Source organism: Pseudomonas sp. ARP3 (assembly GCF_001029595.1).
Taxonomy (GTDB): Bacteria; Pseudomonadota; Gammaproteobacteria; order Pseudomonadales; family Pseudomonadaceae; genus Aquipseudomonas; species Aquipseudomonas rhodesiae.
In genome coordinates, this window is the sequence record NZ_LEKF01000007.1 from 13318 (window position 1) to 29516 (window position 16199).

Annotated in this window: 13 protein-coding genes; 8 read left to right on the forward strand and 5 right to left on the reverse strand. The window is 63.7% G+C overall.

The features are described from left to right. Nucleotides 1-2: 2 nt before the first annotated feature. Nucleotides 3-1352, reverse strand: coding sequence for a pyoverdine-tailoring dipeptidase-like protein PvdM (gene pvdM, locus ABX75_RS10495; protein ID WP_047881891.1), 1350 nt, complete (start codon nucleotides 1350-1352; stop codon nucleotides 3-5). 141 nt (nucleotides 1353-1493) lie between these two features. Between pvdM and ABX75_RS10500 the strand changes: the two genes are divergently transcribed. Together ABX75_RS10500 and ABX75_RS10505 are read left to right on the forward strand one after the other, a co-directional pair. Beyond that, nucleotides 1494-3125: a hypothetical protein gene (locus ABX75_RS10500; RefSeq protein WP_047881892.1), complete on the forward strand. Its 1632-nt coding sequence runs from the start codon at nucleotides 1494-1496 to the stop codon at nucleotides 3123-3125. 110 nt (nucleotides 3126-3235) lie between these two features. Further along, on the forward strand, nucleotides 3236-3673 hold the full coding sequence (locus tag ABX75_RS10505) for a carboxymuconolactone decarboxylase family protein (RefSeq protein ID WP_034096981.1): 438 nt from the start codon (nucleotides 3236-3238) through the stop codon (nucleotides 3671-3673). A 4-nt stretch (nucleotides 3674-3677) separates the two neighbouring features. Here ABX75_RS10505 and ABX75_RS10510 read toward each other — a convergent pair whose 3' ends face one another. After that, a complete protein-coding gene (locus tag ABX75_RS10510) occupies nucleotides 3678-5828 on the reverse strand; it encodes a TonB-dependent siderophore receptor (protein ID WP_047881893.1) in 2151 nt (716 codons plus the stop codon). A 169-nt stretch (nucleotides 5829-5997) separates the two neighbouring features. On the opposite strand from ABX75_RS10510, the gene ABX75_RS10515 reads away from it, so the two are divergent. Further along, the gene (locus ABX75_RS10515; RefSeq protein WP_047881894.1) at nucleotides 5998-6777 is read left to right on the forward strand and encodes an acetoin reductase; all 780 of its coding nucleotides are present in this window, start codon (nucleotides 5998-6000) and stop codon (nucleotides 6775-6777) included. 183 nt (nucleotides 6778-6960) lie between these two features. Here ABX75_RS10515 and ABX75_RS10520 read toward each other — a convergent pair whose 3' ends face one another. Then, a complete protein-coding gene (locus ABX75_RS10520) occupies nucleotides 6961-8832 on the reverse strand; it encodes a sigma-54-dependent Fis family transcriptional regulator (protein WP_034096984.1) in 1872 nt (623 codons plus the stop codon). Between the two features lie 309 nt (nucleotides 8833-9141). On the opposite strand from ABX75_RS10520, the gene ABX75_RS10525 reads away from it, so the two are divergent. From ABX75_RS10525 to ABX75_RS10540, 4 genes are all read left to right on the forward strand, one after another. Next, the gene (locus tag ABX75_RS10525) at nucleotides 9142-10119 is read left to right on the forward strand and encodes a thiamine pyrophosphate-dependent dehydrogenase E1 component subunit alpha (RefSeq protein WP_047881895.1); all 978 of its coding nucleotides are present in this window, start codon (nucleotides 9142-9144) and stop codon (nucleotides 10117-10119) included. Between the two features lie 26 nt (nucleotides 10120-10145). Then, nucleotides 10146-11165, forward strand: a complete 1020-nt coding sequence (locus ABX75_RS10530) for an alpha-ketoacid dehydrogenase subunit beta (RefSeq protein ID WP_034096986.1) — start codon at nucleotides 10146-10148, stop codon at nucleotides 11163-11165. Further along, complete coding sequence (locus tag ABX75_RS10535; RefSeq protein ID WP_047881896.1) at nucleotides 11162-12262, forward strand: acetoin dehydrogenase dihydrolipoyllysine-residue acetyltransferase subunit; 1101 nt, start codon at nucleotides 11162-11164, stop codon at nucleotides 12260-12262. The genes ABX75_RS10530 and ABX75_RS10535 overlap by 4 nt, the downstream gene beginning before the upstream one ends. Nucleotides 12263-12455: 193 nt before the next feature. Beyond that, nucleotides 12456-12872, forward strand: coding sequence for an SRPBCC family protein (locus tag ABX75_RS10540; protein WP_034096988.1), 417 nt, complete (start codon nucleotides 12456-12458; stop codon nucleotides 12870-12872). A gap of 54 nt (nucleotides 12873-12926) precedes the next feature. On the opposite strand, the gene ABX75_RS10545 is transcribed toward ABX75_RS10540, so the two are convergent. Further along, the gene (locus tag ABX75_RS10545; RefSeq protein ID WP_034096989.1) at nucleotides 12927-14318 is read right to left on the reverse strand and encodes a HAMP domain-containing sensor histidine kinase; all 1392 of its coding nucleotides are present in this window, start codon (nucleotides 14316-14318) and stop codon (nucleotides 12927-12929) included. After that, nucleotides 14296-14979: a response regulator transcription factor gene (locus tag ABX75_RS10550; RefSeq protein WP_034096990.1), complete on the reverse strand. Its 684-nt coding sequence runs from the start codon at nucleotides 14977-14979 to the stop codon at nucleotides 14296-14298. Before ABX75_RS10550 ends, ABX75_RS10545 begins: the two co-directional genes overlap by 23 nt. Before the next feature lie 289 nt (nucleotides 14980-15268). On the opposite strand from ABX75_RS10550, the gene ABX75_RS10555 reads away from it, so the two are divergent. After that, nucleotides 15269-16162, forward strand: a complete 894-nt coding sequence (locus ABX75_RS10555) for a hypothetical protein (RefSeq protein ID WP_034096991.1) — start codon at nucleotides 15269-15271, stop codon at nucleotides 16160-16162. Nucleotides 16163-16199: the final 37 nt, after the last annotated feature.

The window sequence follows — 16199 nt, forward strand, 5'->3', positions numbered from 1 at the left end:
GATTAGCGTTGCGCCACAGGCTTGGCGGCGTGTTGAACCTGCTCCCACACGCGCAGGAAATTGCCGCCCCACAGCTTGGCGATATCCGCCTCGGAGTAGCCGCGCTGGATCAGTTCGGCGGTGACGTTGCGAATCTCGCCAACGTTGTTCCAGCCGTCGATACCGCCGCCGTCGTTGAAGTCCGACGACAGGCCCACATGGTCGATGCCGATCTTACGCACGGTGTAATCGATGGCATCCCCCAGGTCCTTGAGGCTGGCCTTGGGTTCTTCGTCGAGGATGGCGTACAGCGCGCTGGCGTACTCGCCGAACTTCTGCTCCGGCCAGGCGGCGATAATCGCGTCGCCCGGCATCAGCGCCATGGCCAGGTTGGGCAGCGGCGGCAGGTCGAAGCGCGCGCGCAGTTGGTTGAGCTTGTCCTGGGTCGGTTGGCTGAGCGGGCGCAGGTAGGCCGAGAAGCCGACGATTTGCACCACGCCGCCACTCTGCTTGATCAGTTGCAGCTCTTTGTCGCTGAGGTTGCGCGGAATATCCACCGCCGCCCGCGGTGCCGAGTGCGACGCCACCATCGGCGTACGGCTCAGCTGCGCCACTTGCTCCAAGGCCTTGGTCGACATCTGCGACACATCGATGATCACCCCCAGGTCATTGAGGCGCTGCACGGCTTGCTTGCCGATGTCCGAAAGCCCATCCAGCGCATCCACCGAATCATTGAAAAACGGCAGCGGGCGCGACGAGTCGGACCAGGCGTTATTGCCCACGTAGCTGAAACCGAACATGCGCATGCCGCGCGCAGCCCACAGGTCAAGCTGGTTCAGGTCGTTGCCCAAGGGGTAGGCGTTGAGCATGCTGATGAAAATCGCAAACTTGCCTTCCCCGTGCAGGCGCCGAAAGTCATCCGGGGTGTAGGCGATGGCGACCTGGTTGGGGAAGTCGCGCACCATGGCGCTGATGATCTTGTAGCGCACCTCCTGCTCGTGGCGCGCCGCTTCGATGAAGCCTTCGGTCGGCTTGTGCGGAGCATTGGGGCCGTTCCAGATTTCCGGCCAGCCGAAGATCGTCAGCGCCGCGCCGGACAAGCGTCCGCGCGCGGCCTTGACCAGGTCGAACTGGCCTTCACCGTCCTTGTCCGCCTCGTTGCCGGCGGTGCCGAAATCGATGGGCACGGTGATATGGCTGTCGAACGACAGCACGCGATTCTGCAGCTCATTGGCCTGCTTGATCACCGCCAGCGGGTAACCGGCATTGCCTTTGAACCAGTGATCCCAGACCAGCCAGCCAGCCCCGGCACCGATGGCCAGCGCCAGCGGCAAGCCGATAAACAGCGCCTTGTTCGAACGTGGTTTTGTCATTGCCATCTCAGTCAGTTGAGGCCATCGCTATCAGGGAAGAACGAGCCATGGGCGGCGAAATTTAGGCGCTGGCGGCGCGCGGTAAATTTCCCCGGGCTGCGTACGTTCTAGCTCTGATAAAGGCGTTTCCTAAGGTAGACAATGACCCTCTCTCGACGTGGCTTCATCGCCGGCCTGGCGCTCACAGGTGCCGCGGTGCCGGCGGCTTTCTATGCCCATCGCGAGTTGACGCGCGAAGAAGCGTTGCCCACCACTCCCGGCGAAGCCACGGTGGACCTGGCCGACAGCGCCGGGCAGCACCTGGCCAACACCTTGCGTGGGGTGTGGAGCCTGCGTCTGGAAGGTCGCGATGCCGGCCTCAAGGGCCTGCCGTTGGAGGGCCTGCAATTGCTGCTGGACATCGCCCCCCGTGGCCGCGGCCTGCGCGGCTACCTGGACACCGCCGCCAATCTGCGTGCCGAGGGCGAGCCGCGCTACCGCGTGCTCGGCGATCTGGTAACGGGCGAGGGCGCTTTGCTCTACTGGCGCCTGATCGACCGCAACGCCACCAACGGCGTGCCGGCCTACGAATTCAAAATGACCCTCGACGAAGTCTGGGCCGATTTCGCCAACGCCGGCAGCAGCACCCTCAGCGGGCAGATCCTCGACCTCGATCGCCCCCTGGCCATGACCGAGCGCGATAACCGTTTTATTGCCCACAAGCACAGTTTCCCCGAAGCCCGCCAACGCATTGGCCTGGACCCGACCCTGCTGGCCTGGTTGATCGCCCCCGAACATCGCCTGTTCCATCAGCTGTGGCACGCCACCCGCGATCAATGGCACAAGCTCCCCGACGACAAGCGCGATGCCTTGCGCGGTATCGGTTGGCAGCCTGGTCCGCGCGGCCAGGAGCGCGACGCGCGCGGTGACCGCAAGGACCGCAACGGCTCGGGTATCGACTTTTTTTTTATGCACCGACATATGCTCGGCAAGGCCCGCGCTATGCAGGACTTGCCTTCCTGGCCGCAATTCCCCGCGCCGCAACCGCCCCTGGAACGCGATCGCCTGGGCTTTCTGCGCTATTTCGATAACCATGACGGCTTCGCGCTGCCGCCCACCTGGTCGGCCCCGGACGACAGCGATTACACCCAATGGGTCAGCGATATCAAGGCCGCCGAGACCTACCACAGCAACTTCCAAGTGTGGGAATCCCAGTACCGCGACCCGCGCTACCTGGCCAAACTGACCCTGGGGCAACTGGGTTCTGAAATGGAATTGGGCCTGCACGACTGGCTGCACATGCGCTGGGCCTCGGTGCCGCGCGACCCTTCCAACGGCGCCCCGGTGCCATTTGCCCGCGACCCGGCGGACTTCGCGCCACGCTGGTATACGGCCGAGAACGACTTCCTCGGCGACCCGTTTTCCTCCCACGTCAACCCGGTGTTCTGGCACTTCCACGGCTGGATCGACGACCGCGTCGAAGACTGGTTTCGCGCCCACGAGCGCTTCCACCCCGGCGAGGTCAGCCGCCTGGAGGTCAACGGCGTGCCTTGGTTCGCCCAGGGGCGCTGGGTCGAAGTGGGCGACCCGTGGCTCGGTCCGGACACCCATGGGTGCAGCACCACCCCAGGGCTGCAGATGGGCAAGTCGATGGAAATGGACCCGGAGACCATGAAACTCGCGCTGCGGATCACCTTTGGCGCCGATGAGCAGGCATTGCAGGGCTTGTTCAAACGCGTGCCGCAACGGCCCTGGTATGCGCGGCATTTGAAGGTCAAGACGCGGGAGCAGTAAGGGGATAACAGGGCAACATTGGTCACCCATTCTTCGCCGTAATTGGCTATTTCTCCCGCACGGGCCGGTGGCTAACCTAGCCACCACTTCCCACCGTTCTGGAGTTCCCCATGCAAAGCCGTATCGATTTCTACAACGCTTCCCCGGACGCCATGAAAGCCATGCTCGCCCTCGAAGCCGCCGTGGGTAAATTGTCCATCGAACTGCCGCTGCTCGAACTGATCCGCCTGCGCGTGTCGCAGATCAACGGCTGTGCATTCTGCCTCGATATGCACACCGCCGACGCCCGCAAGGGCGGTGAGACCGAACGGCGGCTGTACACGCTGTCGGCGTGGCGCGAGACGCCGTTTTTCACCCCACGCGAACGTGCCGCGCTGGCCTGGGCCGAAAGCCTGACCCTGATCAGCCAGACCCACGCGCCGGACGCTGACTACACGGCATTGGCTGCCGAATTCAGCGCCCAGGAACAGGTCGATCTGAGCCTGGCCATCGCCACCATCAACAGCTGGAACCGCCTCGCCGTGGGCTTTCGCAAGATGCCCAAGTAACGTCTTAGAAATTCACCGTGGCACTCAGGCGCGCCGTCAGCGGTGCGCCCTGGAACAGGTAGTCGTCGCCCAGGTATTCGCCCGCGTCGCGCCAATAGCGCTTGTCGAACAGGTTGTCGACGCTCAGGCGCAACACGGTTTCGTAACCGTCGACGTGGGTGGTGTAGCGGCTGCCGACGTTGACCACCGCGTAATCGCCCACCTCCACATTACCGCTGCGGTTGGCGTACTTCTTGGCGCTGTATTGCACGCCACCCAGCAGCGCCAGGCCATTGACCCACGGCAGCGCATAGTCGGCGTAGAGGCTGGCGCGCAGTTTGGGCACGTTGATCGCCTGGTGCCCTTCATAGGCTGCTGTACCGCTGCCGCTCACCCGTGCACGAATCGCCGCCACGCTGGTGGCGATCTGCAAACGCTCGGTGGCCCAGCCATTGGCCGACACTTCCAACCCGGTGTTTTTCTGCTCGCCCTGTTGCACATAGGTAAAGCTGCCGGCGCCGTCGGGCCTGGCGTACTGGTAGGCCTGGCGGGTCTGGAACAGCGCCGCCGCGAAGCTGATGCGGCGCCAATCGTATTTGACTCCGGCTTCGATCTGCCGCGAGGTGGTCGGTGCCAGGGTCTCACTGGCATTGGTCGCGAACCACGGCGCGGCGCCTCCCAGAGACAAGCCTTTGCTGTAGCTGGTGTAGAGCGACACGCTGTCCACCGGCTTATAGATCAACGCCGCCTGGGGCAGGAACACATACTGCTGCGTGTGGCGGGACGGGCTGCCGTTGCTGTCGAATGCCTGTTCATCGAGACGCACTTCACGCCCACCGAGCACCGTTTGCCACTGCTCGTTAAAACGGATGCGGTCGGTGACGAATAGGCCGTACTGGCGGCTGTCGAGGCTGCGGTGGCTGTCGTTGAGGGGCACGTCGGTGGGGGCGAAGGTCGCGGCGTCCTGGTGGATATTGCCGCTGCCGATCCGTTCGTTGACCGCTGTGCGCTGGTCGATGACCCGGCGGAACGCGCTGGTGCCGAAGGTCAATTCGTGGCCCAGGCCTGCGGTGTCGAACAGGCCGGTCATGGCGGCCTGCACTTCATCGTCGCGCCGGGTGTCGTCGGGGCTGCGATAGTCGTAGATGTCGTAGTCGCCTTCGGGGCTGAAGGTGTTGGCATTGCAGCTGCCGATGTAATAACAACCCCAGGCGAACGAGCTGTAGTCATCGATCACCACTTTGCTGCGCGCGGCGCTGAGCTGGCCGGTCCAATGATCGCTGAAGCGGTATTCGAACTTGCCGTTAAGGTTCAGCGAGTCGATGTCCACCGGTTTGGCGCCGCTCTGGTGCCCCAGCAGTTTTTTCGGTGAGGCTCCGTGGGGTACTTCGCTGCCGCCGAGCAGTTGGTAGCCCGGCACCGAGCGCTGTTGTTTGTTCTGGTATTCGGCGTCCAGTTGCAGCACGGCGTCGGGGCTGATGTTCCAGTCAAAAGCCAGGGACACAAAATCGCGCTGGCCATTGGCGTGTTCCACGTAGGAATGCAGGTCTTCGTGGGCGACGTTGGCGCGCAGGCCGAATTGCTGCTCGCTGCCGAACCAGCCGCCGACGTCGGTGGCCAGGTAGCCGCTGCCGCGATCGTCGGTGGAGACGGTCACCGAGCGCACGTCTTCCGGGCGCTTGGTCACATAGTTGATCACGCCGCTGGGCTCGGCAACGCCGCTCTGCACGCCCGACAGGCCCTTGAGCACTTCCACTTGCTGCTTGTTTTCCAGGGCGACGTTCTGCTCGCCGGTGATGGTGCGCCCGTTGATCTTGTAGCTGCTGGCCGCATTCAGCGAGAAACCGCGCACTACGAAGTTTTCGTAATAACCGATGGGCGCATAGCTCTCGCCCACCGACGCATCGTTGCGCAGCACCTCGCTGAGCAGGCGCGCCTGCTGGTCCTTGAGCAGCGCGGCGTTGAACACGCTGACCGACGCCGGAGTGTCCAGCAGCGGCGCTTCATTGAAGCCGCCGACCGAGGCCGTCTCGGCGCGATAGCCGGACGTTTCCTGGCCCTGGACCTGCACCGCCGGCAGTTCGAGCTCGGCCGCCAGGCTATGGCCGATGCCGCCGCTGAGCAGCAGACCGAGGGCAACACGAGAAGAGGCGACAGGGCGGAAACGCAAAACCATGGGCAGGGCCTTAGAGCGCGGGGCAGGGGGCGCATAAGCTAGGCATTACGGCTCGGTTTTACAAGTGAGACGTCCCGTCTCAGCCCACTCGCCGCAGCCTTATGGCCTCGACAGCCGCCTGGTGTAGCTGCGATAGACAAGGCTTCTCTCATTCGTACAGGAGATCGTCATGGGTATCGCTGGAAAAGTTGCGCTGGTCACCGGCGCCGGGCAGGGCATCGGCCGGGCCATTGCCTTGCGCTTGGCTCAGGAGGGCGCCGATATCGCCCTGGTGGACATCAATGGCGCCAAACTCGCCGCCGTGGCCAGCGAAATCACGGCCATCGGGCGCAAGGCATCGGTGTTTATCGCCGATGTGTCCAAGCGCGAACAGGTGGTGGCGGCGGTGGAGCATGCGCACCAGACCCTGGGCGGCTTCGACATCATCGTCAACAACGCCGGGGTGGCGCAGATCGATGCACTGCTGGAGGTGACCCCGGAACAGGTCGAACGCACCTTGGGTATCAACGTGCAGGGCGTGTTGTGGGGCATCCAGGCCGCCGGCAAGAAATTCAAGGCGCTGGGGTGCAAGGGCAAGATCATCAACGCCTGCTCCATCGCCGGTCACGAAGGGTTTGCGCTGCTGGGCGTGTACTCGGCCACCAAGTTCGCCGTGCGTGCGCTGACCCAGGCGGCGGCCAAGGAACTGGCCAGCGCGGGGATCACCGTCAATGCCTACTGCCCGGGCGTCGTGGGCACCGATATGTGGGTGGAGATCGACAAGCGTATGGCCGAGATCACCGGGGCCGAGGTGGGCGCGACCTTCAATCAATACGTGGACGGCATCGCCCTGGGCCGCGCAGAAACCCCGGAGGATGTGGCGGGGCTGGTGGCGTTCCTGGCGGGGCCGGATGCGGACTACATGACGGGGCAGTCGCCCTTGATCGACGGTGGGCTGGTCTACCGCTGATCGCTCAACGCCTGCGCTGATGGTGGTTCAATTAGTATTTTTTTCGCTGACCCACCGCCATCGGGGGCAAGCCCCCTCCCACATTGACCTGCGACAGCGAGATCCCACTGTGGGAGGGGGCTTGCCCCCGATAGCTTTCGCTCAGGCAACAGGTGTGTCACTGACACGCCGCTATGAGCGTCCTCACTGTGTCAGGGAAGCCTTGCCGGGCATGTCGATACCCAGTTGGTTGACTCGGCGGTACAGGGTGGCTCGGGAAATGCCCAGCGCCTGGGCGGTCGGTGTTGGTTTCCAGCGATGCCGGATCAGTGCATCCAGTACCACTTGCCGTTCCGGGCTGGCGCTTTGTTCTGCCGGCGCCGCGACCTGTTCGCCGCGCACTTCCACCGGCAGGTCCGCCAATTGCAGGGTATCGCCGTCGCACACCGCGCAGGCGTACGCCAATACATGCCGCAGCTGGCGCACATTGCCCGGCCAGCCATAGCTCAACAGCACCTCAAGCGCCGCCTGGCTGATGCCCAGCGAGACCGCGCCGCCATGGGATTCCTGGGCCAGCAGACGGTGGATCAGGGCCAGTTTGTCGGTGCGATCGCGCAAGGGCGGCAGGCTCACACGGGCACAGCCGAGACGAAAGTACAGGTCTTCGCGAAAACGCCCCTCGCTCACCAGTGCCGCCAAGTCGCGGTGACTGGCGCAGATCATCTGGATATCCACCGTACGGGTTTTGGCCGCCCCCAGGGGCGCCACTTCCCCCTCGGCCATCACCCGCAGCAAGCGGGTCTGCAATGCCAGCGGCATATCGCCGATCTCATCGAGAAACAACGTGCCGCCATCGGCCTGCACCAAAAGGCCTGGCATGCCCTTGCTGGAGGCGCCGGTAAACGCCCCGGCCACATAGCCGAACAGCTCGCTTTCAATCAGGTTTTCCGGAATCGCCGCGCAGTTCACCGCCACGAACGGGCCTTGGCGTCGCGCGCTGCGCTCATGCAGCTGGCGGGCGAAGACTTCCTTGCCGGCGCCGGTCTCGCCTTGCACCAGCACCGGCAGGTTGCGGTCCTTGACCCGCACGGCCAGGCGCAGATGCTCCTCCACCCGAGGGTCGAGCTGGGTGCTGGGGGCCGTGCGCGGGCGAGGGCGCTGGGGGGTGTTGACCCGCACATGCAGCGCGCCGGGTTCGCCTAGCCAGTTCAACTGCTGGGTGCGCTGGTCGGTCACCGCCCGCAAGGCATCCAAGTCGAATACCTCGCCGATATGCGCCGGCACCTGGCCGAAGCGCCGCCGCAACGCTTGGCGTGCCTTGCTGTTGAGGGCCAGCAGGCGCCCGTCCTGGTCCCAGGCCAGCAACAGGTCGGGCTGGCTGTCCACATAACCGGGGGTGCTGTGGGCTTGCAGCACCCAGTGCTGACGGGCGCTGTGCATGAAGAATGCATTCTCGATGGCCTGGGCGCTCTGGGCCACCATCTGGCGCACCAGGTGCTGACTGCGGCGGTCGTCCGGCGACTGGAGCGCCGAAGCATCCATCACCCCCAGCAGGTTGCCCTGGGGGTCGAAGATCGGCGCGGCGGAGCAGGTCAGGTCGATAAAGGCCGCGCGGAAGTGATCGCGTTTGTGCACGGTCACCGCTGCCTTGCTGGTCAATACCGTGGCTACGCCGCAGGTGCCTTCTTCGGCTTCCGACCAGCAGGTGCCCAGATACAGGCCGGCTTTGCGGCAATCGTTGCGAATGCGGCTGTCGACGCGATGGTCGAGGGTCTGGCCTTGGGCGTCGGTGAGCATCACGCAGTAGTCGGCATGGCGCACGCGGTGGTGCAGTTGCCCGACCTCTTCACTGGCGATGCGCATAAACAGCTCGGCGCGCTCGCGACATTCCTTGAGCAAGGGTTCGCTGAGGATGCGTGGCCCTTGCAGCGAGCCGGGGTCGAGGTGGTGTTGTTCCATGGAGCGGCGCCAGGAATCGAAAATCAGCGACGGCACCGGTGCCTGGGGCAGGCGATCGGCATTGCGGACCACGCGACTGACGCAGTCGACGTGCTCTCTGGAGTTCGCGGCGAGCATAAGGCCTCCGGTTCTCACGCGTTGTTGTTATGCCTGCCATTAAGCGCCTGCGCGCGCGGGCGGACAAGGCCGACCTGACCGATTGCCGGCGCTGAGACGCAGCGTCTCATTTGCCCTGAGACAGCGGCGGCGGGCTGCGCTGCAGCGTCTCATTCTGGGTGGGCAGGCCACCCACGTTCAAGGTCGCCGCACTGCTCTGGATCAAGGCTTTGCCAGGTTTTTGCCGGTTCTGGCACAGGCTGTGCTGAGTGGCCTGTAGCTGGCCGACGCCAGCCTTTCGTGTGTCGAGACAACCTGGAGAACAACAAGATGTCCACCCACCTGTCCACCGATCAATTGCTGCATGCCTACACCGTGATGCGCACCATCCGTGATTTCGAAGAGCGCCTGCATGTGGAATTCGCCACCGGCGAGATCCCCGGCTTCGTGCATTTGTATGCCGGCCAGGAAGCCAGTGCCGCTGGGGTCATGGCCCATCTCAACGATGACGACTGCATTGCTTCCAACCACCGTGGCCACGGCCATTGCATCGCCAAGGGCGTGGATGTGTTCGGCATGATGGCCGAGATCTACGGCAAAAAAACCGGCGTGTGCGGCGGCAAGGGCGGCTCCATGCACATCGCCGATCAGGAGAAAGGCATGCTCGGCGCCAATGGCATCGTCGGCGCCGGCGCGCCGTTGGCCGCGGGGGCGGCGCTGGCCTCCAAGCTCAAGGGCAGCCAGGGCGTGGCCGTGGCGTTTTTTGGTGATGGCGGCTCCAACGAGGGCGCGGTGTTCGAAGCGATGAACCTGGCCTCGATCATGAAACTGCCCTGCCTGTTCGTTGCTGAAAACAACGGCTACGCCGAAGCCACCGGTTCCGGCTGGTCGGTAGCGTGCAAAGACATCGCCGAGCGCGCCGTGGGGTTCGGCATGCCGGGGGTGATCGTCGATGGCAATGATTTCTTCGCCGTTCATGCCGCACTGGGCATTGCCGTCGAGCGCGCGCGCCGGGGCGAGGGACCGACCCTGGTGGAGGTCAAGTTGAGCCGTTTCTACGGCCACTTCGAAGGCGATGCCCAGACCTATCGCGGCCCGGATGAAGTGAAAAACCTGCGCGAGACCCAGGATTGCCTGGCGCTGTTCCGCCAGCGTTGCCAGGTCGAAGGCTGGCTGGACGCGGCGCAGTTCGAGCGCATCGATGGCGAAGTCGCGCAGTTGATCGAAGACGCCGTGCGCCTGGCCAAGTCCGATCCCAAGCCCCAGGCGGCCGATCTGCTCAGCGATGTCTACGTCGCCTACCGCTAATAACAACAAGACCCGGAGAGAATTTCATGGCTCGCAAAATCAGCTATCAGCAGGCAATCAACGAAGCCCTGGCCCAGGAAATGCGCCGCGACCAGAGCGTGTTTATCATCGGCCAGGACGTGTCCGGCGGCACCGGTTCGCCCGGCGAGCAGGACGCCTGGGGCGGCGTGCTCGGCGTCACGAAGGGCCTGTACCCAGAGTTTCCCGAGCGCGTGCTGGATGCGCCACTGTCCGAGGTCGGCTACGTGGGCATGGCCGTAGGCGCCGCCACCCGGGGCATGCGCCCGGTGTGCGAATTGATGTTCGTCGACTTTATCGGCTGCTGCCTCGATCAATTGCTCAACCAGGCGGCCAAGTTCCGCTATATGTTCGGCGGCAAGACCACCACGCCCCTGGTGATCCGCGCCATGTACGGCGCCGGCCTGCGCGCCGCCGCCCAGCATTCGCAGATGCTCACCTCGATGTGGACCCACATTCCCGGCCTGAAAGTGGTGTGCCCGGCCACCCCTTATGACGCCAAGGGCATGCTGATCCAGGCGATCCGCGATAACGACCCGGTGATCTTCCTCGAACACAAAATGCTCTACAGCCTGCAAGGCGAAGTACCCGAAGAGCTGTACACCGTGCCGTTCGGCGAGGCCAACTTTGTGCGCGAAGGCCGCGACGTGACCCTGGTGACCTACGGGCGCATGGTGCATATCGCCCTGGAAGCCGCCGCCAACCTGGCGCGCCAAGGCATCGATTGCGAAGTGCTGGACCTGCGCACCACCAGCCCTCTGGACGAAGACAGCATTCTGGAAAGCGTGGAGAAAACCGGGCGCCTGGTGGTGATCGACGAGTCCAACCCGCGTTGCTCGATTGCCACCGACATCAGCGCCCTGGTGGCGCAGCGGGCCTTCGCTGCGCTGCGCGCGCCCATCGAAATGGTCACCGCGCCGCACACGCCTGTGCCGTTTTCCGATGCGCTGGAAGACCTGTACATCCCCGACGCCGCCAAGATCGAAGCCGCCGTGCTGAAAATCGCCGACAAGAGGAACGCCGCATGATCCATACCTTGACCATGCCCAAGTGGGGGCTGTCGATGACCGAAGGGCGTATCGATATCTGGCTCAAGCAACCCGGCGACCGAGTGGAGAAGGGCGAGGCCGTGTTGGATGTGGAGACCGACAAGATTTCCAGCAGTGTGGAAGCGCCGTTCAGCGGTGTGTTGCGTCGGGTCTTGGCGCTGAGCGATGAGACCTTGCCGGTGGGTGCCTTGCTCGGTGTGGTGGTGGAAGGCGAGGCCAGCGACGCCGAGATCGATGCGGTGATCGAAGGCTTCCAGGCCGGGTTCGTGTCCAATGCCGCCGAGGCCGAAACGGCCGGGCCGAGCGCGCAAAAAGTCGAGGTGGGCGGGCGCTTGCTGCGTTATCTGGACCTCGGCGAAGGCGGCACGCCGCTGGTGCTGGTGCATGGCTTTGGCGGCGACCTGAACAACTGGCTGTTCAACCAACCGGCCCTGGCCGCCGAGCGCCGGGTGATCGCCCTGGACCTGCCGGGGCATGGCGAGTCGGGCAAGACCCTGCGCAGCGGCGAGGCGGCTGAATTAAGCGAGGCGGTGCTGGGCTTGCTCGATCATCTACAGCTGGACCGCGTGCATCTGGCCGGCCATTCCATGGGCGGGCTGGTGGCCCTGACCGTTGCCGAGCAGGCACCCGCGCGCGTGGTCTCGCTGACCCTGATCGCCAGCGCCGGCCTGGGTGCCGACATCAATGGCGATTATCTGCAAGGGTTCGCCGACGCTAACAATCGCAACGCCCTCAAGCCGCAACTGGTGCAACTCTTCAGCGACCCGGCGCTGGTGACGCGGCAGATGCTGGAGGACATGCTCAAGTTCAAACGGTTGGAGGGCGTGGATCAGGCGCTGCGCCAGCTCAATGGGGCGCTGTTCGACGGCGGGCGGCAGAAGGTGGATGTGCGCCACGTTGTCGGTCGACAGCCGAGCCTGGTGATCTGGGGCAGCGACGACGCCATTATCCCGGCCAACCATGCCCAAGGCTTGGAGGCCCAGGTGGAAATCCTGCCGGGGCAGGGGCATATGGTGCAGTTGGAGGCGGCGGAGCAGGTTAACCAGTTGATGCTGGCGTTCCTCAAGCGCCATTGAGCTGAAACCTGTGGGCCCTGACCCACTGCAATCGGGGGCAAGCCCCCTCCCACACAGTCAATGCTGTGGGAGGGGGCTTGCCCCCGATTGCGATGCGTCAGCCACACCCTTATCCGAGCATTCAGAATGGATGCAATGACGCGCCAGGCGTGGCAGTCTGGGCGACGTTTTCCATGACTTCTGGAGATTGACCGTGCCAACCGCATCCGCAGTAATTGAAATCCCTGTATCGGCCGATCAGGTCTGGCAATTGGTGGGCGGCTTCAACAGCCTGCCGGATTGGTTGCCGCTGATCGCCAAGAGCGAACCTGGCGAAGGTGGCCGCTTGCGCCATCTGACAACTGCCGACGGTGGCGTCATCGTCGAGCGTTTGCAGACCTTCGACAATGTGGCGCGCACTTACAGCTACACCATCGAGCAGTCGCCGTTTCCGGTGAGTGCGTACCTGGCGACTTTGCAGATCGAAGCCTTGACTGACACGTCGTCGAAGGTGACCTGGTCAGGGGTGTTCACCCCGTCGGCGGGCACCACGGACGAGGCGGTGGAGGAGCTGTTCGCCGGTGTCTACAAGGGTGGCGTTGAAGCGCTGCGCGCCAACTTCAAGGCCTGATTCGACTGGCAGGGTGGGGGAGGACGGCTCGCCCCCACCTCGGAGCTTACTGACTTATTCGGGCATCAGTTGCTGGCGACATTCCAGGATCAGCCGCGCGCCGCCACGGGCGCTGCTGCCCACTTCCAGCTTGAAGCCATGCAGGTTGATGATCGCCGCGACAATCGACAACCCCAGCCCGAACCCACCGGGCTGGTCGCTTTCCTCCACGCGATAAAAGCGCTGGAACACCGCCGCGCGTTCCGCCGCCGGGATGCCCGGCCCCGAATCGTGCACTTCAATGCGGGTGCTGCCCGCGTCGTTGAGCCCGCGCAAAATCACTTCGCCGCCCGGCGGGGTGAACTTGATCGAATTGCTCAACAAGTTCGCCACGGCTTCAAACAGCAGCGCGCGGTCGCCGGTGATCCACGGCAGGGATGCTGGGGCGTCCAGCACCAGTTGCAGTTCGCCTTCTTCGGCCAGCGGCAGATAGAAATCGTGCAATTCCCGCAGCAGCGGCAACGGGTCCAGCACCAGAAAGCCTGAGCGGCGCTGGTGGTCTTCCAGCTCTGAAATACGCAACAGCCCGCGAAAACGCGCCATCAGGGTGTCGGTTTCGGCAATCGCGTCATCCAGCTTGACCGCGTAGCCCGAGTCTTGCTCGGCCTCCTGCCGGATGCGATAAAGCTGCGCGCGCAGGCGCGTCAGCGGCGTACGCAGGTCGTGGGCAATGTTGTCGCACACGCCCTTGACCTCGTTCATCAACTTCTCGATACGGTCGAGCATTGCGTTGACGATGGCCGCGAGCATGTCCAATTCGTCGCGTCGATTGGACAGCGGCAGGCGGTGGGTGAGGTCACCGGCGACGATGGCTTCGGCGCTGGCCTGGATCCCGCGAATGCGTCGCAGCGGGCGGCGGCGCAGCAAGTGCCAGCCGGCGGCACCGGGGATGATGGTCAGCGACAGCGCCCACAGCAGTGCGTGCCAGATGATTCGCGTCACGCCGAACAGCGAACCGTTGGCGCGCACCAGCACCAGCCAGCGGCCGTCTGCGGTGTGGGTGGCCACGGCATCGCAGCTGTCCTTGGGCAATTTCGGGTCGTCGGAATCGACGCAATTGGCCAGGGCGTAGATCTTGCCGTCCAGGGGCAGGTCGGACGGAATCGCGCGGATCGGTCCATTCAGGGGGCGGAACTGCTCGTCGAACAGGCCATAGGCATCCACGCCTTTCATGTCGAAGGTCATGCTGGTGGTCAACGCCTCCACCAGTTCCTCGCCGTCGAAGCGCTGGAACAGGTGCTGGCGCTGCAGCAGGGAATGGCGCGACAGGTCGCTCAGGTAACCCGATACTTCGTAATACAGCACCCCCATCAGGATGCAGCTCCAGGCCACGAACAGCGAGCTGTACAGCGCCAGCAGGCGGCTGCTGGATGAGCGCCAGCCCTTAGAGGGGTTCAGCAATGACATAACCGGAACCTCGTACCGTGCGGATCAGCGGCGTGAGGCCCGGTGGGTCGATTTTCTTGCGCAGGCGTCCGATGTGCACATCGATCAGGTTGGTGCCGGGGTCGAAGTGATAGCCCCAGACTTCCTCGAAGATCATCATCCGCGACAGGATCTGCCCGGTGTTGCGCATCAGGAATTCCAGCAGTTTGTATTCGGTAGGCAGCAGGGTCAGCGGCTGATCGGCGCGACTGGCTTCGCGGCTGATCAGGTTCAACTCCAGGTCGGCCACGCGCAAGGCGGTCTCGAATTCCTTGACCGTGCTTTTGCGGCGCAGCAGTACTTCGACGCGGGCGGCCATTTCATCGGAAGCGAACGGCTTGGTCAGGTAGTCATCGCCCCCGGCGCGCAGGCCGCGCACGCGTTCATCGACGTCGGAGAGGGCGCTGATCATCAGGATCGGCGTCGATACTCCAATGGTGCGCAGGGTGGTGACGATGGCCAGGCCATCCAGTTCCGGCAGCATACGGTCCAGGGTGATCAGGTCGTAATCACCACTCACGGCGCGGACCAGGCCTTCGCGGCCGTTGTCCACCCAATCAACCTCCAGTCCATGGCTACTCAGCTCGGCGACAATCTCGCGGGCCGTTACGGCGTCATCCTCGATGGTCAAAATGCGGGTCATAGGCATACCTGGCGAGCGATTCACACTAGAAGTGAGGCATTTTGCCAAGAATTGGCTGAATGCTTCCTAAATAAAACTTCATGTAGGCAAACCGAGATCCCTCCGATGACGGAATGCAATACGCCCGCCCTGATTGAGCATTTCTTGCAAGTTGCATGGTCTTAGGAAGTTCAACTTATCTAACTTATTGAAAATGCTAAGTTTTTATTTTTAATGCGACTGGCACGGGGCCTGCACTGTCCCTTTTGAGACTTGTAACACTATTTTTCCTGCCGGGAGCAAAACAACAATGATCACACCTTCAACCACGCTGCAAGAATCGAGCGCGCGCTCCGGGGTTTCCTGGGGGGCGATTTTTGCCGGCGCCGCTGCGGCGGCTGCACTCTCATTGATTCTGGTGTTGCTGGGCTTTGGCCTGGGCTTCTCGGCCGTTTCGCCGTGGGCCAATAGCGGCGTCAGCGCCAAGGGGCTGGGCATTTCCACAATTGTCTGGCTGGCGTTTACCCAGATCGTCGCGGCAGGGTTGGGCGGTTATATCGCCGGCCGTCTGCGGGTGAAGTGGGCCAATATGCATGGCGATGAGGTGTACTTTCGCGACACCGCCCATGGCTTCCTGGCGTGGGCCGTGGCCACGTTGATCACCGCGACCCTGGTGGTCAGTTCGGTCAGCAGTGTGGTCGGTGGCGGCGTGCAAGCCAGCGCCAGTGTGGCCTCGGGTGCGGTGCAAGCCGCCGGCAGCGCAGCGCAGGGCGTCAAGGGTGATGACTTCGGTTATTACGTCGACAGCCTGTTCCGCGATGACCGCCCGGCCGCCGTCAGTGATGACGCCGCCCATGCCGTTGTAGCGCGCATTTTTGCCCGCACCCTGAGCAATGACGGCCAACTCGCCGCCGAAGACCGTGCCTATCTGGCCCAGTTGATCAGCCAGCGCACCAACCTCAGCCAGGCCGACGCCGAAGCGCGTATCGACAAGGTTTACGGCGACGCCCGTAAAGCCGTCGAAGACGCCAAGCTCAAAGCCAAGCAAGCCGCTGACACCGCCGCCAAAGTCGCTGCCTGGACTGCACTGTGGATGTTCGTCGCGCTGCTGATCGGGGCCTTCTTCGCCAGCTTCGCCGCGACCTTCGGCGGCCGCCGCCGCGATGCCGTGGTGTATGTCGAAACCGAACATTACGTCCGTTAATTCAAGGAGAAAACAATGCGCTCATTACTGCTGTGGT